Origin of the sequence: Planctopirus limnophila DSM 3776 (assembly GCF_000092105.1) — a bacterium.
Classification (GTDB): Bacteria; Planctomycetota; Planctomycetia; order Planctomycetales; family Planctomycetaceae; genus Planctopirus; species Planctopirus limnophila.
Window position 1 is genome coordinate 955,628 of the sequence record NC_014148.1, and the last position, 18,184, is coordinate 973,811.

16 protein-coding genes are annotated in these 18,184 nt (G+C 53.4%); 9 read left to right on the forward strand and 7 right to left on the reverse strand.

Annotated features, from left to right (window positions below; translation table 11 throughout):
* Positions 1-77: 77 nt before the first annotated feature.
* From PLIM_RS03900 to PLIM_RS03910, 3 genes are all read left to right on the forward strand, one after another.
* On the forward strand, positions 78-635 hold the full coding sequence (locus tag PLIM_RS03900) for a Uma2 family endonuclease (protein ID WP_013109011.1): 558 nt from the start codon (positions 78-80) through the stop codon (positions 633-635).
* 87 nt (positions 636-722) lie between these two features.
* Positions 723-2,153 (forward strand): 30S ribosomal protein S12 methylthiotransferase RimO, encoded by a 1,431-nt coding sequence (gene rimO, locus PLIM_RS03905; protein WP_081440196.1) that lies wholly within the window; start codon positions 723-725, stop codon positions 2,151-2,153.
* 162 nt (positions 2,154-2,315) lie between these two features.
* Positions 2,316-3,803: a cation:proton antiporter gene (locus PLIM_RS03910; RefSeq protein WP_013109013.1), complete on the forward strand. Its 1,488-nt coding sequence runs from the start codon at positions 2,316-2,318 to the stop codon at positions 3,801-3,803.
* Between the two features lie 40 nt (positions 3,804-3,843).
* Here the strand turns inward: PLIM_RS03910 and PLIM_RS03915 are convergent, their stop codons facing one another.
* Positions 3,844-4,188, reverse strand: a complete 345-nt coding sequence (locus tag PLIM_RS03915; RefSeq protein ID WP_041402873.1) for a tRNA-binding protein — start codon at positions 4,186-4,188, stop codon at positions 3,844-3,846.
* Between the two features lie 248 nt (positions 4,189-4,436).
* Here PLIM_RS03915 and purM point away from each other — a divergent pair, with 248 nt between their 5' ends.
* Positions 4,437-5,501 (forward strand): phosphoribosylformylglycinamidine cyclo-ligase, encoded by a 1,065-nt coding sequence (gene purM, locus PLIM_RS03920; RefSeq protein WP_013109015.1) that lies wholly within the window; start codon positions 4,437-4,439, stop codon positions 5,499-5,501.
* Positions 5,498-6,331, forward strand: coding sequence for an ABC transporter permease (locus PLIM_RS03925; protein ID WP_013109016.1), 834 nt, complete (start codon positions 5,498-5,500; stop codon positions 6,329-6,331). Before purM ends, PLIM_RS03925 begins: the two co-directional genes overlap by 4 nt.
* A gap of 41 nt (positions 6,332-6,372) precedes the next feature.
* Here PLIM_RS03925 and PLIM_RS03930 read toward each other — a convergent pair whose 3' ends face one another.
* The gene (locus tag PLIM_RS03930) at positions 6,373-8,220 is read right to left on the reverse strand and encodes an ABC transporter ATP-binding protein (RefSeq protein WP_013109017.1); all 1,848 of its coding nucleotides are present in this window, start codon (positions 8,218-8,220) and stop codon (positions 6,373-6,375) included.
* A complete protein-coding gene (locus PLIM_RS03935; protein ID WP_013109018.1) occupies positions 8,217-10,169 on the reverse strand; it encodes an ABC transporter ATP-binding protein in 1,953 nt (650 codons plus the stop codon). Before PLIM_RS03935 ends, PLIM_RS03930 begins: the two co-directional genes overlap by 4 nt.
* 359 nt (positions 10,170-10,528) lie before the next feature.
* Here PLIM_RS03935 and PLIM_RS22370 point away from each other — a divergent pair, with 359 nt between their 5' ends.
* Positions 10,529-11,395, forward strand: coding sequence for a YbaY family lipoprotein (locus PLIM_RS22370; RefSeq protein ID WP_013109020.1), 867 nt, complete (start codon positions 10,529-10,531; stop codon positions 11,393-11,395).
* 131 nt (positions 11,396-11,526) lie between these two features.
* On the opposite strand, the gene PLIM_RS03945 is transcribed toward PLIM_RS22370, so the two are convergent.
* Entirely contained in the window at positions 11,527-12,963 is a 1,437-nt protein-coding gene (locus PLIM_RS03945) for a secreted protein (RefSeq protein WP_013109021.1), read from the reverse strand.
* A 6-nt stretch (positions 12,964-12,969) separates the two neighbouring features.
* A complete protein-coding gene (locus PLIM_RS03950) occupies positions 12,970-13,971 on the reverse strand; it encodes a DUF1559 family PulG-like putative transporter (protein WP_013109022.1) in 1,002 nt (333 codons plus the stop codon).
* 258 nt (positions 13,972-14,229) lie between these two features.
* On the opposite strand from PLIM_RS03950, the gene PLIM_RS03955 reads away from it, so the two are divergent.
* The 3 genes from PLIM_RS03955 (at position 14,230) to folE (ending at position 16,915) form a co-directional block, all read left to right on the forward strand.
* The gene (locus tag PLIM_RS03955; protein WP_013109023.1) at positions 14,230-15,249 is read left to right on the forward strand and encodes a MotA/TolQ/ExbB proton channel family protein; all 1,020 of its coding nucleotides are present in this window, start codon (positions 14,230-14,232) and stop codon (positions 15,247-15,249) included.
* Positions 15,250-15,376: 127 nt separating this feature from the next.
* Positions 15,377-15,835, forward strand: coding sequence for a Fur family transcriptional regulator (locus PLIM_RS03960; RefSeq protein ID WP_013109024.1), 459 nt, complete (start codon positions 15,377-15,379; stop codon positions 15,833-15,835).
* A 501-nt stretch (positions 15,836-16,336) separates the two neighbouring features.
* A complete protein-coding gene (folE, locus tag PLIM_RS03965; protein WP_390416239.1) occupies positions 16,337-16,915 on the forward strand; it encodes a GTP cyclohydrolase I FolE in 579 nt (192 codons plus the stop codon).
* Between the two features lie 222 nt (positions 16,916-17,137).
* Here the strand turns inward: folE and PLIM_RS24515 are convergent, their stop codons facing one another.
* Positions 17,138-17,284 (reverse strand): hypothetical protein, encoded by a 147-nt coding sequence (locus PLIM_RS24515; RefSeq protein WP_013109026.1) that lies wholly within the window; start codon positions 17,282-17,284, stop codon positions 17,138-17,140.
* Entirely contained in the window at positions 17,265-18,113 is an 849-nt protein-coding gene (locus PLIM_RS03970; protein WP_013109027.1) for a hypothetical protein, read from the reverse strand. The genes PLIM_RS24515 and PLIM_RS03970 overlap by 20 nt, the downstream gene beginning before the upstream one ends.
* Positions 18,114-18,184: the final 71 nt, after the last annotated feature.

Genomic DNA, 18,184 nt, shown 5'->3' on the forward strand with positions numbered 1-18,184 from the left:
TTCCCGCCGGGCCTCCGTTGCGATAGAATCAGGACGAAGTTGAAGAGCGAGCCCGTTTTGCCGGGGAACCATCCATCATGACAACACTGCTGGGCTCAAAATTACTCACCGCAGACGAATACGGCCGACTGGATAACGACGGCCGGTTGACAGAACTTGTCCGTGGGAGAGTTGTCGAGATGAATCGGCCGTTCACATCGCATGGATACATTCTCATCAATACCAGCTTTTGGTTGGCGCAGTTTGTGAAGCAGAAAAATTTGGGGAGGGTCGTCGGAGGTGATGCGGGGGTCGTGACACAACACGATCCCGATACTGTACGTGGCCCGGATCTCGCCTATTACAGCTATCAACGAATCCCGGCAGGTTCATTACCAGAGGGATACTGGCCAGCCAGTCCCGAACTGGTCATCGAGATTCGCTCCCAGAACGATCGCTGGAAAGACATCCTGCAGAAGGTGGCTGAGTACCTCAATGCCAATGTTCTCACAGTGGCCATCATCGACCCCAGTTCTAAACATGTCCATGTTTATTCAGCCGACCAGGAAGCACAGATTTTGACGAGTGCCGACCTTTTGACGTTTCCCGATATCCTGCCCGGCTTCGAAGTTGTTGTGGACAGCCTGTTTGAATAATCCCTGTGAGACTGACTTTCTCAGTTGAGCCAGTGCTCGCTTCGCCTTTATCCAGATCATGACTTTTTCGTTGAAATGAACCAGACAATGCAGTTGCCGATCATCTCGCTCGACGAAACGCCCAGCTTGCCACAAGCTAGTACTGGCCCCCAAACCAACTCGAAAGGGACATACGCCTTCGTCAGCCTGGGTTGCCCCAAAAATCTCGTCGATAGCGAACGTATGCTCGGTACGCTCTCCGAGGAAGGCTACTCGCTGGTTCCTAATCCCGAAGGAGCCGATTTCGTCGTCATCAATACTTGCGGCTTCATCGACAGTGCCCGCGAAGAATCAAAATCGGTCATCCGCGAAATGCTCCAACTCAAGTCTCACGGCGGAACTCGTGGTGTCATCGTCGCTGGCTGTCTGCCAGAACGTATGGGTGGCGCACTCCTGCAGGAAATCCCGGAGATCGACCATGTCATGGGTGTCTTCAGCCGGGAAGAAATTGGCAAAGTCGCCGATCGAATGGTCGGTGGAGCACGCGAACAACGCGAAGTTTTCCGTCCAGCCCCCATCCGGGCCATGGATGACCGATTGCGTTTAAGAGTCACTCCCAAACACTTCGCCTATCTCAAAATCTCAGAAGGTTGTGATCGAACCTGTACGTTTTGTGCGATTCCTAAAATGCGTGGGAAGCACATCACTAAGCCAATCGAGATGGTCATTCAGGAAGCTCGGGAGCTGGCTGCGGATGGCGTCAAAGAACTGATTCTTGTGGCCCAGGATACGACCTACTATGGACTCGATCTGTATGGTCGAGTGCGTCTGGCAGAACTGCTTCGAGAAGTGGAAAAAGTCGAGGGGATTCAGTGGATCCGCCTGATGTACCTTTACCCGATTCACTTCACTGATGAACTGATCGATACCATTGCCGGCTCAGGCAAGATTCTGCCTTATCTCGATCTCCCCTTGCAGCACATTAACGACACGATGCTGCGGAGAATGCAGCGTCGCACGAACAGAGCTGCCACCGTGGAATTACTCGATAAACTGCAGGATCGGATTGCGAATCTTACGATCCGTACCACCTTCATCACGGGTTTCCCGGGAGAGACCGATGCCCAGTTTGAAGAACTCTGCCAGTTTGTCGATGAAGGTCGCTTTGCCAGATTAGGAGCGTTCACCTATTCCTATGAGCCGGGAACACCGGCTGTGCGACTCCCCGATCATCTTCCCGAAGATGTCAAAGCAGCCCGGCGTGATCGACTCATGGAAATTCAGCAGCCGCATGCGTTTGCCTTTGCTGATCAATGGATTGGCTATGAACTCGATGCCGTACTCGACCGCAAGATCGACGAGCAGACGTGGCTCGGCCGCTGCTTTTTCGATGCGCCAGACATCGACGCGAATGTCTTCGTGACTGGTGAAAACCTTCGCGCAGGTCAGATGATTCCCGTCGAAATCACGGCTCGCGACGGCTACGACTTGCGGGCAGTCGCAATCCCGAATGACGCCGATCTTCCAGCTGGCGATTAAATCTCCAGTGGATGTTTGTTATCAATCCTCTACTGTTAAACAACTTGTGACATTCTCTGTGTCTTCTGCTTGCATACAGTTGTTGTGACAATTATTGTTTAAACAATAGAATTTTCGCAGCTTGGTAGACTAATAGGGTGGTTCGGGGATTTTGTACTCATCATGGAGATTCCATCCAGCGATCCTCCGGCTCACAGCGCGTTAAAGATCAACGTGTGGAAATTCTGGGCCACCTATCTGGTCACGATTGTCGTCGCCATCTTCATTGTGGTCATCATCTGCCAGTCTGGCGAACAGCTGCTGGTGAATCGCAGTCATTCCGTCAACAGTATCGCCGACGAACCTCAGGACTCAACCACAGCCAAACCTCAGGGACATGCCGTTCATCTGGTGGCACAACTCATGTTTGCCATGGCCGCGGTCTTAATTGTCGGTCGCTGCCTGGGTCAGGTGTGCCACCGGCTGAATCAACCGGCTGTGATTGGTGAAGTTCTTGCCGGGATTGCCCTGGGCCCATCGCTGCTTGGAGCCACTTTCCCGCAAGCCACAGCCACGCTCTTTCCTGACACCGTGATGCCGGCTCTCAGTGTGATTGCCCAGTTGGGGGTGATCCTGTACATGCTGAACGTGGGCCTGGAGTTCGACATCTCGGCACTTCGTTCGAAAGGCCATCAGTCCCTTGCCATATCTCATGGAAGTATCATTTTCCCCATGATTCTCGGCTGCATGGCTGCGATTGCCCTTTATCCGTCACTGGCTGGCGAAGCTGCCAGTTTTACCCCCTTTGTTCTATTCGTGGGTGTCAGCCTTTCGATTACGGCTTTTCCTGTGCTGGCTCGTATTCTCGCCGATCGCGGGATGTCACAGACTCCGCTGGGTGTCATGGCACTCACTTGTGCCGCTGCGGACGATGTGACCGCCTGGTGCCTGCTAGCGATTGTCATCGGAATCGTCCAATCGACTGCGGCCGATGCCATCAGGGTTGTCAGCTGTGCTGTCATGTACTGCCTGTTCATGCTGCTGGCCTTTAAACCCTTGTTAACCCGCATCACGACATCCTCCACTGTGGCCGGGATCCAGAATTCTGGCGGCGAAGAAATGGGTGAAAGCCGCAGTTCAAGCCAGGTGATCTTCCTGCTGGCTTTGGGACTCATCTCGGCTGGAATCACTGATTTGATCGGGATTCATGCACTTTTTGGTGCGTTTTTTTTCGGTGCACTGATCTCGCACCAATCGGCCGCAGGGAAGGGACTTGCCAGTTTGCTCAACTCCTTCGCACCCGTCATGCTCCCCGCGTTTTTTGCCATCACGGGTTTGCGCACACAAATCGGTCTGCTCTCCTCCTTCACTGATATGCTTATCTGCCTGACGCTCATCGCAATGGCAATTCTTGGAAAATTCGGCGGCAGCTATCTTGCGGCACGTTGGTCGAACGTATCGCACTTCGATGCATTGCGCATTGGCTCGCTGATGAACACCCGCGGGTTGATGGAGTTGATCGTCTTGAATCTCGGCCTCGATCTGGGTGTTCTCTCTCCCAAACTGTTCACGATGCTGGTCATTATGGCCATTGTCACCACGATGATGACCGGCCCCTGGCTCGCATGGATCGACCGGAAAGAAAAATCCAGTCCGCCATCCCTCAATTGAAACACATCAGTATGGGATTGTTGCGGGTGTTCCTGGTGGCTCAGCCGAGTTTGGAGCCATTCGGCACCGCTTGATCAGGAACAGCGAGAATGACCGATCCATCGGGATGGTAAAACCCTGTCACCAGACATTCCGACTGGACAGGGCCGATCTGTTTCACTGGAAAATTGACGACACCAATCACCTGCTTCCCGAGAAGTTGCTCCTTCTCATACCGTGTTGTGATCTGGGCGCTCGATTTCTTCAGCCCAATGGCCTCGCCAAAGTCGATGGTCAATCGATAAGCCGGCTTTCGAGCTTCGGGAAAATCGTGGACTTCGACAATCGTGCCCACACGCAATTCGACCTGCTCAAAATCATCCCAACTGATCAATTCTTGTCGCATGGCCGGGCGATTCAATTCGGTAATCCTTTTCGCTGGTGTGTTTATCACAACGCCAGATGTTGACAGTGCGATCCAGTCACAGGTTCTCAATTTTTCAACGGCTTTTCGCATCTCTTTCAGCGAGTTCCAGCGACTTTAAGCCTGCCAGCCAGCGTCTTGTCAGGAATTTGCCGTTCGCTGTGCGAGCCTGCCTCTGTCGGGTTATACTGCACTGAAACGCTTTCCTTAGCCTTTTCGGTGCAAAAACAATGGCTTCGTTGACATACGAATCTGCAGGGGTTGATCTCAAGCTTTACGATGAGGCGATGAAGCGGCTGCCCGCGCTCATGGCTCGAACTCATACACCGCGGGTTGTGTCAATCAACGACGCTTTTGGCGGTTTGTTCCGACTCAATCACAGCCGCAAACCAGGGCAGCACAGTTACGAAGACCCTGTGCTGGTTTCGGGGACTGATGGCGTGGGTACCAAACTCAAAGTGGCGATTCAGCTCAAGAGCTATAAGACGGTTGGTATCGATCTGGTGGGGATGTCCGTCAACGATGTGCTCTGCATGGGAGCCGAGCCACTTTTCTTCCTAGATTATCTGGCTTTAGGAAAAGATGATCCTGATCTTGTCGCCAGCCTGGTCGAAGGAGTTGCTAAAGGCTGCGAAGAATGTGGAGCAGCTCTCTTAGGCGGCGAAACCGCCATTATGCCGGATATCTATGCGGCTGGCGATTTTGATATGGCTGGCTTTTGTACGGGTGTCGTCGAACGCAAGCGGCTCATCGACGGAAAAGCAGTCAAACCCGGCGACGTGCTCATTGGTTTGCCTTCCAGTGGGTTCCACTCGAATGGTTACAGCCTCGTGCGCAAGGTGGTTTTCGAAGTCGCCAAACTCAAGGTCGAGCAACAGATTCCCGAACTCGGCACCACAGTCGGCGAAGCCTTGCTCAAGCCCACGCGGCTGTATGTTCGTCAGGTGCTGAGTGTCTTGCGACGATACACCAGCCGGATTGCGGTGAGTGGGCTGGCACATATCACAGGTGGTGGTCTTCGCGATAACATCGAGCGATTTCTGCCGCCCGGCGCCCATGTGGTGATTGATCGAAAATCGTGGGAAATCCCGGCACTCTTCCGCTGGTTACAGTCGCTGGGTGGTATCGACCGGGAAGAGATGTACAAAGTCTTCAATATGGGGATCGGGTTTGTCCTGATTGTCAGACCGCAATTTGCTGCCAGTATTGAAAAGCAGCTTCTCGCTATGGGCGAAAATCCTGTTCGCATTGGCGAAGTCAAAAGTGGCGAAGCCGGCGTGGAGTACGTGGGATGACAACTGAAAATCGGCAGCTCCAGGCCAACTATCTGCGAGTGCTGATGGTTTTCTTCCGCAATGCTCTGGTGCGCGAGCTCTCGTTTCGCAGCAACTTCATGATCACGTTGTTCTCGCGACTTTTCTGGTTTGCGGCTCAAATCGTGATGTTCGATCTGATATTTCGCGTCGTCCCGCAAATCAACGAGTGGACGAGAGCCGAATACTTCGGATTTATGGCCACGGGCATGCTGATCAACGCGATCGTCGAGGCGATCTTTATGCCCAATTGTGCCAACTTCAGCGAGATGATCCGTACGGGTTCACTTGATTTTGCTTTGCTCAAGCCGATTGATACCCAATTCCTGGTCTCGTTTGAAAAAATGGATCTCTCCATGGCGAACCAGATTGTGTTCGCGATCGGGTTACTAGGCTACGCGATCTATCAGAATGGTGTCTGGCCCTCAGGATGGGTGCTGGTGATCTATCCGTTATTGCTGCTCTCGGCTGTCGCCTTTTTCTACAGCCTCATGCTGGCACTGGCAGCGTCCAGTATCTGGTTGGGCAGAAACCAGGGTCTGCTCGATTTCTGGTTCTATGTGACCGTCTTTGCTCGCTACCCAGCCAGCATTTACAGCGGTTCGCCGATTGGAGAACTCATACGGTTCACATTCCAGTTCGTGATTCCCATTCTGCTGGTTGTGACTGTCCCCGCGCAGGTGGTGATGTCGATGATCACGGCGCCATCCCTGTGGACGTTATTGACCTTAGTCGCTGCTGGATTTTCGCTCATATGTTCGCGCTGGATCTTTCAGTTCGCACTGACCCAGTATCGCAGTGCCAGTTCTTGAGCCTGTAGGGAGCCAGTTCGGAAGCAATCAGGCTGCATTGTTCAGCCCGCTGGTGGCAGCGTAACGGCACGGGAAAATCGTTCGTACAGCCGGGCGTAATGCCCCTGCCTGGCAATCAACTGGTGATGATTTCCCCGCTCGATGATTTCCCCATGATCGAGAACCAGAATGGTGCTGGCCTCACGAATGGTACTGAGCCGGTGGGCCACCACAAAACAGGTGCGGCCCTGCATCACCACTTTGAGTGCCTGTTGCAGACGAATTTCCGTCACGATATCGATGCTGCTCGTCGCTTCATCAAGAATCAGAATTCGCGGGTTGGCCAGCAATGCCCGGGCAAAACAGACCATTTGCCGCTGCCCGAGCGAAAGCTGGGCACCACGTTCTCCCACCGGCGTTTCAAGACCTTGCGATAACCCGCTGAATTCCTCCCAGCAACCCAATTGCCGACAGACACGTTGCACCTCTTCGAAAGAGGCATCGGGCCGGGCAAACCGGACGTTATCCAGCACCGTTCCCGCAAAGAGGAAATTGGTTTGCAGGACAATTCCAATCTGCCTATGGAGAGATTCACTCGTCACTCCCCGCAGATCGACTCCATCCACGCGGATCTGGCCAGAGTCAGGGAGCCAGAAGCGAGCCACAAGATTGATGATCGATGTCTTGCCACTTCCGGTATGTCCCACCAGAGCAATCGTTTCACCCGGTTCGGCTTTGAAGTTGATCCCCTTCAAAACAGGCCGGCCAGGTTCATAACTGAACCACACATTGTCGAACTCGACTTGTCCTCGCACATCGGGCAAGGGCCGGGCATTTGGCAAATCTGTCCATTCCGGCGGCGTATCCAGCAGTGCAAACAATCGCTCAGCCCCGGCCATCGCTGTCAGTGCCTGATTGTACTGATTGCCAAGAATCTGAATCGGCGAGAAGAACATGTTCGCCATAAAGAAAAAACCGACCAGTTCGCCAATGGTCAGTGTCGAATCGGGTTGTAAAACGCGGTAACTCCCGACAATTAAAAGCAGCACCGCAAAGAACTGGCTGTTGAATTCCAGCAGTGGCAAAAAGAGCCCCTGGGCCTGCATCACACGCGTGTTGTATTTCGAATGATCCTGCACCAGTAACTTGAACAATCTCGCATTTTCATCCTGCCGACTGAACCCTTGCGTAACTCGCACGCCCAGGACAGATTCCGCCAAAGTGGCTGTCACCCGGCTGAAAGATTCCCGCAGTTGCCGCAATAGTTCACTCATCAGCTTGTGGAAGTACCGATTGGTCAACCACAGAATCGGGGCCATCCCCAGCACCAGAAGAAACAGTCCCACGTCGTAATAGAGCATGCAGGCTGCCGCGACGAGCAACTGTCCAAACGCCACCAGGCTGACAAACAACACTTCCTGCACACCGACACGCACATCTTCCATATCCGAAATCATGCGGCTGATAATTCGCCCGACTTTTGTACGGTTAAAGAAACTCAAGGGCATGTTCTGCAGATGTGCAAACAACTCATTGCGGAGATCTTTAACGACAAGTTCACCCAGTTCGAGGGCGTAACGCTGTCGAAAATGCATCACGAACTGTGTCGAAAGTGCCAGAAGGAAAAATCCCCCCGCAGCCAGCCAGACCCCTGGAATATCTCGTGATGTGACAGGGCCATTGATGGTCAGTGCAATCGCCCAGGTCAATGCCGGTAGCTGAATCGCTCGGAGCACTACCGCCACCAGAAGTGCATTCCGTTTGGCTGCATAGGGCCGCATATAAGTCAGAATTCGGGAAATCAGCCGGAAATCCAGAGGCCTGGTCTGTGCCTCGGATTCCTCCTTACGCACAACCTGCGTCAGTCCTTGAAGATCCCCGATGATCGCTTGCGGAGCAGATGACTTCATACGTTGCGGATCCCTTTCGTTTGCGGAAAGGCCGCTCCTTGCGCACTGGGCCACGAACTGGCTTCACGATCCTCTGGTAACGAATCTTCAGGCTCAGTCAGTGTCTGTTCCCACGCCTGCAATTGGGCCATCTGGAAGTAATGGCCATGCTTCTGCATCAATTCCTGATGATTGCCCGTTTCAGCCAGCATCCCGGCATTCAGCACAAAAATCTGATCTGCATGTCTTAACGTACTGACTCGACTCGAAACGAGAATGACTGTTCGTTCGCCGCGAAGTCGATCAAGCGTCTGCTGGATGGCATGCTCGGTTTCAGAATCCACAGCCGCTGTGGCGTCATCAAGAATCAGGACCGGCGGACGAAGGATCAACGCACGCGCCAGTGAGATTCGCTGTTTCTGACCACCCGAAAGGTTAGTGCCATACTCACCAACCACGTTCTGGTATTGCCCGGGCATGGCCGAGATAAATTCTTCCGCAGCCGCCTGGCGGGCCGCAAATTCGATTTCATCGAGAGTCGCCGAGGGCTTACCAAAGGCAATATTGTTCGAGACCGTATTGCTGAATAGAAAACTTTCCTGAAAGACCATCCCGATCTGTCGTCGCAAAAGAGGCAGATCCCACGCTTTCAAATCGACACCATCGAGCAATATGCGGCCTGAAGTCGGATCATGAAACCTGGTCAACAAAGCCAGTAAGGTCGTTTTTCCCGCACCGGTTTCTCCGGTGATCCCCACCATCTGGCCCGAACCAATCCGCAGGTTGATCTCTTTGAGCACAGGCTTGCCGGGAACATATTCGAAGCTCACCTGCTCCAGCACATATTCTCCACGAACTTGAACTGGCTGCTGTGGCGATGCGGGAGAATCGACTTCGAGTGGCGCATCGAGTATCTCGAATACACGTTCCGAAGCGGTCAAGCTGCTCTGAATACTGTTGGCAATATTGGTGACATGGCCCACCTGGTTGGCAAATTCGTGCAGCAGGTTGGCAAAGACGAATAACCCCGTTCCGAGAGGCAATTCGCCACGAATCGTCAGATAACTGCCATACCCGATGAGCACCAGCATATTGATCTGCGTGAGAATCCCCATGATGGGCTGATAGAGGCTCAGGCTCCAGAAGATCCCGAACTTATGTTCCACAATCCTGCGGTTGGCTTCGGCAAATCGCTCGATCTGTCCCTCTTCGGCAGCAAAGCCTTTCACGACTTGAATGCCCTGCACATTCTCGGAAAGAACCCGCACCATCTCGTCGCCCAGTTTGCTGGCCTCGAGATACTGCTCGCGCGACACCCGGGCAAACCAGATGGCACCCCACCACAAGAGTGGTGTCGTCGCGAGGCAGGCAATCGTCAGGCCGACATTCAACCGCAGCATATAGACAATGCAGACAGCCAGTGTGATCACCACCACCAGGCACTTGATGACCACACCATCCACAAACTGCCGGATGGCCTGGACATCACCCGCCACTCGATTGATCAGCGAACTGCTGTCATGGTCGTCAAAGTACCGAAACGACAATCTCTGCAGTTTGTCGTAAACCTCGGTTCGTAATTGAATCACAATCTGCTGGCTCAGTTGGGCCGATACGATCGCCGCCCAGTATTTGATCGCCAGGGACAAAACCGCCATCAACGCCATCATGACAGCGACCGTTGACAATTCTGCCACCAGTGACCAGCTCTCGGGTGGTGCATAGCCCAGAGGCCAGCGCACAGCCGGAGCCGCCGGATCCACAGCCTTTCGTAAGACGTCGATCCCTAACCCCGTGAGTTGAAATCCCACCAGTCCCAGAATGGCGACAAATCCATTGAGGAAGACCACAGCCAGACATTTTTTGCGATATCGCCACGCCAGGCCGAGCAGCCTCAATACGAGATGACGGGCTGGAGCCTGTGCTTCGTTAGCGGTATTTGGGCGGGAATCGACAGCAGCGGGTGACAAACTTCACATCCATGCATCGTCTGAGAGAACCATGGCCATTGTCTTATTGCCAGTCCCCTCGCGGAATTGTCTGCAACACAACCGCTTTAGAGTAATAGCCCGTCTCCCAGCATTTCAACCGCTAAGGTCAATTCCATTGAGTGCTTTGACAATTCTCCCTAGGGCGATCTGGGTCAACGAAGAACTCGATGCTGACACTTTTCCATTTTTCCAGTGGACAAAACAGCCGCTTTCATGCGAGAACGACTGAATTGGTCGTTAAGATACCGACCAGCCAGTTTCAATTTCAGCTTCATTCACCAAATGGAGCGATGGAGTTACGGAAAACTTCAAGGCGAGACATCTCAGGAGGCTTAGTGATGGCAAGGTTATGGACGAAGTTTGCTGGTCATGGATTGTGTCAGTTAGTGGTACTTCTGGCTCTTAGCTCGAGTGGGACGGTTCAGGCGCAACTGGGAACCTTTCAACCCGATGATCGATCCCGCGGCATTCAAGGCGTGGATCCTCGTCTGGTTCAACCTCGATTGTTGCCTCCGACTCCACAGTTCCCGCAACCCAACCTTCCCCGTTGGAAAATGGGAATTGAAGGCGAAGACTTCGATGTCGGCGTCCGTGTGACTGAAGTTTACCGGCCCACGCCGGCCAGCCGGGCCGGGATTGAGGTCGACGATATCATCATTACCGTCAACGGCTATCAGGTCGGTATCGTCAACGGCCAGCTCTTTGACATCGGAGAAGAGTTTCAAAAACGAGCCGACTCTCGCGGGTATGTCAACCTGCTCATCTGGAATCACCGGGATCGCACACTGGCCAATCGAGTGGTTCGACTTGAACGGTCCTTGATACCCAATCCTCCCTCCAGGCTATCGACTCTGGTCGGCACAGTCACCTACCGCGAGCGCATGGCTCTGCCACCAAACTCCGTGGTCGAAGTTCGATTGGTCGACATCACGGATAACCCCCGGTTCCCTCGCGTGCTGGTCGATGAAGTCATCGAAAATCCACGCAGTGTGCCCGTTTCTTTCCGGCTGAACTTCGATGGTGACGAGATTGATCAAAGACGCATTTACGCCATTGATGCACAAATCTGGACACAGGGCCGACTCCAGTGGTCGACAGCCACTCCCGTGCAGGTCATTACGCGCGGCAATCCGAATCGCAGCATTGATCTCATGCTGACACGATCGGTCGTAGCCCCTGTCTTTGATGGTGGTTTTGGTCGCTGAAATTCTGCTGGTTTTCTCTCATGAACAGGTGAGAGACATGCTGATCGATCATGCGATCCATCGAAACATCGACCTTGTCACAACTCATCAGCCCGGCTTCTTGATTGAGGCCGGGCTGCTTTGCTGGCAGTTCATTGTGCTTCAATTTTTCCGCGGGGATGGCGTGCCGCCTCTTCACGAGAAGCCGTCAGGCGATTCTGGTTGTGCCATTGCAGGAATTTGAGATCTTCTGGTGTATTCGTAGTTACATCGAAGAAAACCACTCCCATTTCATCAGCAGTCTGTTCTCCCCAGAAAATGTCTTGCGGCGGTTGATGGGGATTTCTGGGGTTCGACGACGAGTTGTTGTACACGAACGTCGTCCTGAGGCGTGTTCCACCGCGTAATGTCAGTGGTGTTCGCGGCAGGTAGACCTGCTGCCAGTTCATATTCCAGCGCGGGATCTCGAGCAGAATTGTAGGACCTTTCTCAAAATCAATCGCTTCAATGAGCACTGAAGTCGCCACTTGATGTGCATGCGGAGCAATCCCGTAGATCGTCACATCGACTGGCAAAACGTACTCCGCGATATGCCGATGAGAAGCACGGTCCGCAGGGATCTGAAGATCCAGATTCGCCATGATCAGTTCAACCACCTGCTTCTGGACAGGTTCTTTGGCGAAATGAATTTTGATTCGCGAGCGATCATGCTCCACACGCCCTGAGGGGTGATAATGCATCTGCAAGACGAGATCGGCACCGCGATCCACCTTGCGGGCGACCCCGGGAGGAAATGCCATCGGCTGTGCCCCCGGTGCCCAGCCTCCTAAGGTGCTTGAGGCTGTAAAACCACTGCCGCCATATCGCCGGTAACCCAGTTCGGTCGTTTCGGCATCCATCTCACGAGCCGTTCCCGAAGTGTCAGCCATAAAGCTGGCGTGATGCACCACGCTGGCTACTCCCGGCTCAAATTCAATCGCCTGGATCCATTGGTCCTTCGTCCAGCCTGTGCCGATTGGCACATACAGATAGATATCGTCGCCCTCTGCCGGGACTTCAAAATTCGATGGAAGTTCAAAAACGGCATCAGGCTCACCCAGTGGCGGCCTCTTTGTCTGAACCGATTGCGGAGTTACCTTGCTGGTCATGTCGTCGTTGAGTGGCGAAGGATCACCGGCCAGTCTCCCCTGTTGAATCCACTCGGCAAAGAGTTGCTGCTCAGTGGCTGTTAAACGCCGCTCATGCTGTAAAAGCAAACCTCGGGCAGAGGGTGGCCATGGAGGCATACTTCCCTGCTGAATCATTTGCAGACTGGTCAGTGCATGGGCTTTTGCCTGCGCGTAGCTTTCTAACGAAAATGGTGCCAGTCCTCCCTGACGATGACACTCCAGACAATGAGCCCGCAGAAGAGGCTCAACCTCACCATAATAGGTTCGCACGGTGGCAACAGCATGTGTATTGCCTGGTGAATCTGCTGCACCAGGTAGCTGACTGGCACCTGTCTGCCCCAGCGCAATGTGAGCACCACTTAAGAGCAGACTGCTCAAGGCCGCTATGATCGACAGGCAGTACGTCAGTTGACGCATCATGAAGCATTACTCCCTCGTCATCTGACTGGAGGCAAGCTTTCCTGAAGGCAATTTGAGCTTATCAATCTCCTGTTCTGAGAGGCTTGCAGTCTCCCATGCTGCCGACTCAGGATGCGTGACTCCATAATTCTGCCATAGCTCACGATCAATCCGACTCGAAACAAATTGAATTCGTCCATCAGCAAACAGCGCATGCACACCACCCGCATGATGGCTCCGGGCTGCTGCGGTATCTGTCAGGTAGCCATCACCATGCGCACAGGGCATGTTGGCTTTCACGTTGTTGTGGACTGCATTCTGTGGATCACAGAGCCTCGGATTCGGGTACAGCCTGTCGGGTACAGGACTGTTGGGAGGCAAAGAGGTGAATATCAGACTCATGCCCGCTTCATCGCCCCAGAGACCGCCACGAAGGTCAGTAGGTGTTCCCGTGATGTACTCAGCCATGAGCAGCAGTGAAGCTCGGCCACGCTCCACACGATTCAGATCGAGTCCTGAATTCGCAAAGAATGGTCCACGTTTGAGGGCGACATCAGCCATCGTTCGACCAAAACAGGCCATATAGTTGGTCATGGCCTGGTCGCCACACTTGAGATTGTTCTTGACGGCTCCGCCTCGCAAATCTGACGGACAGAGCAGTTCCGGCCGGGGCATGCTGGTGACATGTTCGTTTTGTGACGAGCACCATGTGACGCCTGGAACCGGCAAAAGCGTTCCTTCTCCGAGAACTTCTAGAAGATTGGCATAGTAGGTGGTCCGTGGCGCGTCGTATTGAAATCTTCCCCAGAGCACACCAGGTGGCAATGTGCCATAAGCCGATTCATGGGCTGCCAATCCCGTGGACAAACGCGACAACCTTTGCTGGCACAAAACCTTACGCTGACTCTCGCGAGAATTCAGAACTGCGGGAACGGCGATTCCACAAATCACCAGGCCAATAGCAATCGATAAAATGACTTCAGGCCACCAGAACATGGAAGCGACGCCCAGGTCACTCGATCGATCCATCGGGTTCATCCTTGATTCCTCGCCGCACAATGAAAGATCTCTTCGATCGAATCATCGATCCGCAGTCTTCGATGGGGGGAAGAGATTCCCTGAAAGTGCCGTTGCAAATGCTTGTACTTTGGAGAAGTTCTGGCGCGAAGATGGAAACGGTTCAATTCCAATGGCCGAAATCTCCAAAAACCTCTCTCACCATGAATTGCCCAAGTCGATAGACTGTTGTGCCATCGTGACTTCTGTCACTTTCTGGCAAAATTTCCGATGGGCAGTTTTTCCGGTGCGATCATGCGAATGGAATCTCAAGGTCTCACTCACATTCCGGCATCCCGAAACCAGGGTCATCGCCCCCGCGCTAGTCGTACGCAACCAGTTCACCGCAAAAGCTTTAAGATCTCGATCCTTCCTCAGGCCTGTCTTTGCCTGATGCTGTGTCTGGTGATGGCCACGGGGATGGTGGCAGTCCACCAGAGTGATGCTCTGGCACAAGGGGGAGATTCCGCCGCCATCGATCCATCCGCTTCTGGTGCAGCAAATGCTCAGGCAGTGCCGAGTACAGAAGAGAGCCAGAAGCCGGCCACGAAAATCCCGGAAACACCTCTGGAGATTCTGAACGGGCTGGGTGTTTTTGTTTATCCGCTGGGCCTGGCTTCCGTGCTGGTCTTGTGGGTGACCATTGAGCGCCTGGTTGTGCTGAGACGCAGCCGCGTGATTCCCCAGCCCTTTGTCAGACGTTTCTTTGATCACATGCGGGAAGGACATCTCGATCCCAAAACATCTCTCCAATTGTGTGAAGAAAATGGCAGCCCGATTTCGATTGTGTTTGCACACGGTCTGCGGAAGTGGGGCAAGCCGAGCGTGGAAGTGGAACAGGCCATCATTGATGGAGGCGAACGCCAGACCAGCCAATTGCGAAAACACATTCGGGTTCTGAATGGGGCTGCGACAGTTGCTCCGTTAATTGGTCTGCTGGGAACAGTGGCCGGTATGATCGAGAGCTTCAATACCATCGCTGCCAAGCAGGCGATGGGAAGGACAGAAGATCTTGCGGCTGGCATCGGACTGGCACTGCTGACGACAGCGGCTGGTCTGCTCATCGCAATCCCTGCATTGATCATGTACATGTATTTTGCCGGGCGCGTCGATTCGTTGATCATCGAAATGGATGGGCTGGCGCAGGATCTTGTCGATTTGATTTCAGCCGAAGGACTTGCAGATCAGGAACGAGCGGCCCGTTCCACGTCGTCTTCGAGTAAATCGACAGAGGTCAAGAAACCTGCCTGAGCGATGCATTTCCTCGATCTGCCGCCCGATCTACGCATGACAAGTTGCGAAAACGCATACAAGGTTCTATAGTTGCATAAACTTGCAATTGTCAATTACCAGCCGTTTCGCCTGTGGAATTTTCGGTATGTCGAAGGAAGCGGAAACCGATGCCGGTTCGGTGGCTGAAATTCGCCGTGTTTTGGGTAAGGCCAATCTACGCACCACAGCGGCTCGTATTGCTGTCCTTCGCCAATTGCAGCAGGCGACTGCTCCCGTAACTCATGCCGAGGTCGCTGAAGAACTCGTACCGACGGGTTTCGACAAAGCGACAGTTTTCCGCAATCTGACCGATCTGGTGGATGCCGGGCTCGTCACTCGCAGTGAACTGGGCGACCATGTCTGGCGATTTGAGCTGAATGATCTCAATAATCCCGAGAAAGATCAGCATCCGCACTTTGTCTGCATTACTTGTGGAAAAGTGACCTGCCTCCATGGCAGCGAACTTCCCAAGTTCGACAAAGAGAGCTGGGCCCGTATTGGCAAAGTCAATGAGATTCTGCTCAAAGGCTTCTGCGTCCAATGCTCCAACAGCACCAAAAGCTGAAACCTTTCGCCTGATGAACCGTTCGCACCAGCTTAGTGTGCCATGTTTGCCGTTCTGGGCAAGCATGTCTTTGCAATCAACACTGCACTGTCGTCTCTGGGAACCCCATAAGCCTGCGATTCAGCGTGAGGGATATTCGTCTTCTTGACAGAAAATCGCATGCAAATCCTTGAATGGTGCCCTCATCCGCCTACCATTCGAAGTGATTACGGCGAGAATATCTGGCATTCTGATGGAATCCCCATCAGTCATCCTCGGGTAAATGATCCCGACATTCTCGGTCTCTGATTTCCTCCCCGATTTGACTCACTGCGACATTCACACAGCGGAGATACCATGAGCATGGCCGATGAATACTCTGATGACGACGGCGATTGCATTCACGGTAACGCCACAATGCCGCATGGTTCGAACTCCGCGATTGATGTTCTGGGGGATAACAGCCAGACTCAACTCCTCACCAGCAGTCACTCTTCCGCCTTACCACCTTCGCCTCGCGAAATGAGAGCTGAGCCTGACTTGCCGCGAATTCAGCGGGCTGTCCGTGAGATTCTCTCTGCGATTGGCGAAAATCCTGATCGGGAAGGTCTCCAGGAAACTCCCGCCCGCGTGGCCCGTATGTTTGCCGAATTAACAGCGGGTTTGCGCTGTGATCCCGCCAGGCATCTCGAACGCGTCTTTCCCGAGCAGTATGACGAACTCGTGCTGGTTAAAGATATCAGCTTCAACAGCATGTGTGAGCATCATCTGTTGCCCTTTATGGGCGTGGCTCACATTGGTTATCTTCCGCGGGGAAAAGTTGTGGGCTTAAGTAAGCTCGCCCGCATCGTGGATGAGATCTCTCATCAACCCCAGGTACAGGAACGCATGACTCAGCAGATTGCTGATCTCATGCAAAGCGTCCTCGATCCCAAAGGTGTCATCGTTGTGTTGGAAGCGACTCACACCTGCATGACGATTCGCGGCATCCGCAAACCTGGGTCGCTCACAATCACCAGCGCTGTGCGTGGACTTTTCAAGACCAACCAGGCTAGCCGGGCCGAAGTGATGTCACTCATGCAGCAGCGAAGAAGCGTATAGCACGAAATCCAGCCTGAATTACGCTCTGTGTGCCATGCTTGCGGCTCTGAGCAAGCATGCAATACACACTTTAGACTCAGATCTATCGCTGAGATACGTCTCAGCGTTTGCACTGACCACTGCCTTCGCATGAACAGCCATCACACTTGCTTACCCAAAGTGCTGGCTCACTGACGGCTGATCATATTGCAGCAATGCTGCATGAAAATCTTCCGGATGGACTTACGGCACGACTTTCCAGCCGTATTCACCCAATTCCAGCACCAAGAAGATAATGCCGGCAATCAGTGCCGAGAGCGAAACAAACAGCAGGGCGTCGTAGATCCCGGGGCTGGGTGCATCACTGGAGTTAGAGCCGCGTGGTGACATTATCGCCTCGTTGAATAGTGCTGTTCTTGGTTCGTTCGACAACTTCACCGACAGCCCGATCAGGCGTGATGAAGTTTAAGCGGATTTTTCCCAGATATCGATCATTGCGATAGATCGTCAGTTCGTGGCCTTTGGTTAACCCATCGTCGCTGCCCAGGCTGATTTCGACAGTCTCACTGGTTCCAGGGCGGGCAGGGCGCAGATCCATCACCACACCAGTGACAGGTGGCGGCGGTGTGGTGGAAACCACCATACTCTTGATGTCGGTGGGGAGGTCTTTGGATGCCAGGAACGACTTCATCGTCGCAATTTCCCGCAGCGATTCTTCATGCTTAGCAAGCAGTGCATCCAATTTGACCTTGGCACCAAAAATCTCGTCGCTCAATTTGTTGTTTGCCGTAATCAACTGATTACGGGAATTTTCCAGTTCAATATTCCTGGCCCGCTGCAGCTGTGCCTCGAGCAGACGTTGTTCAGCTTCCGAGGTGCTGAGCCCGGCAATCTTCTGCTCCGAATTGGCCAACGCTTTCAGTCGTGCTGTTTCGGCTTCGAGAGAAGTATTCCGCAATGTCAGTGCATTTTTTTCGCCGGTCAGTTGAGTCACCTGCTGCTGCAGATCGGCTTCTTTCTTGGCGGCGGCGTCGGCAGCCTGAGTCAATGCCGTCGACTTCTCGACGAGTTCTTTTTTGGCAACATCGAGTTGCTTTTGAGTGGTTTCTTTCGCCGTACGCCAGTTCACCTGGGCTGTATAAATGGCACCGGCAAAGCCCATGAAAACCACGGCCAGAACCAGATGCAGCACAACGAGAATTTTGCCAACAAATGTCATAGCGAACCTCAGGTCCGTTCAGCCGGGAAAACGTCAAATTCAATGTCAGACTTCAGCAGCAATTACAACGT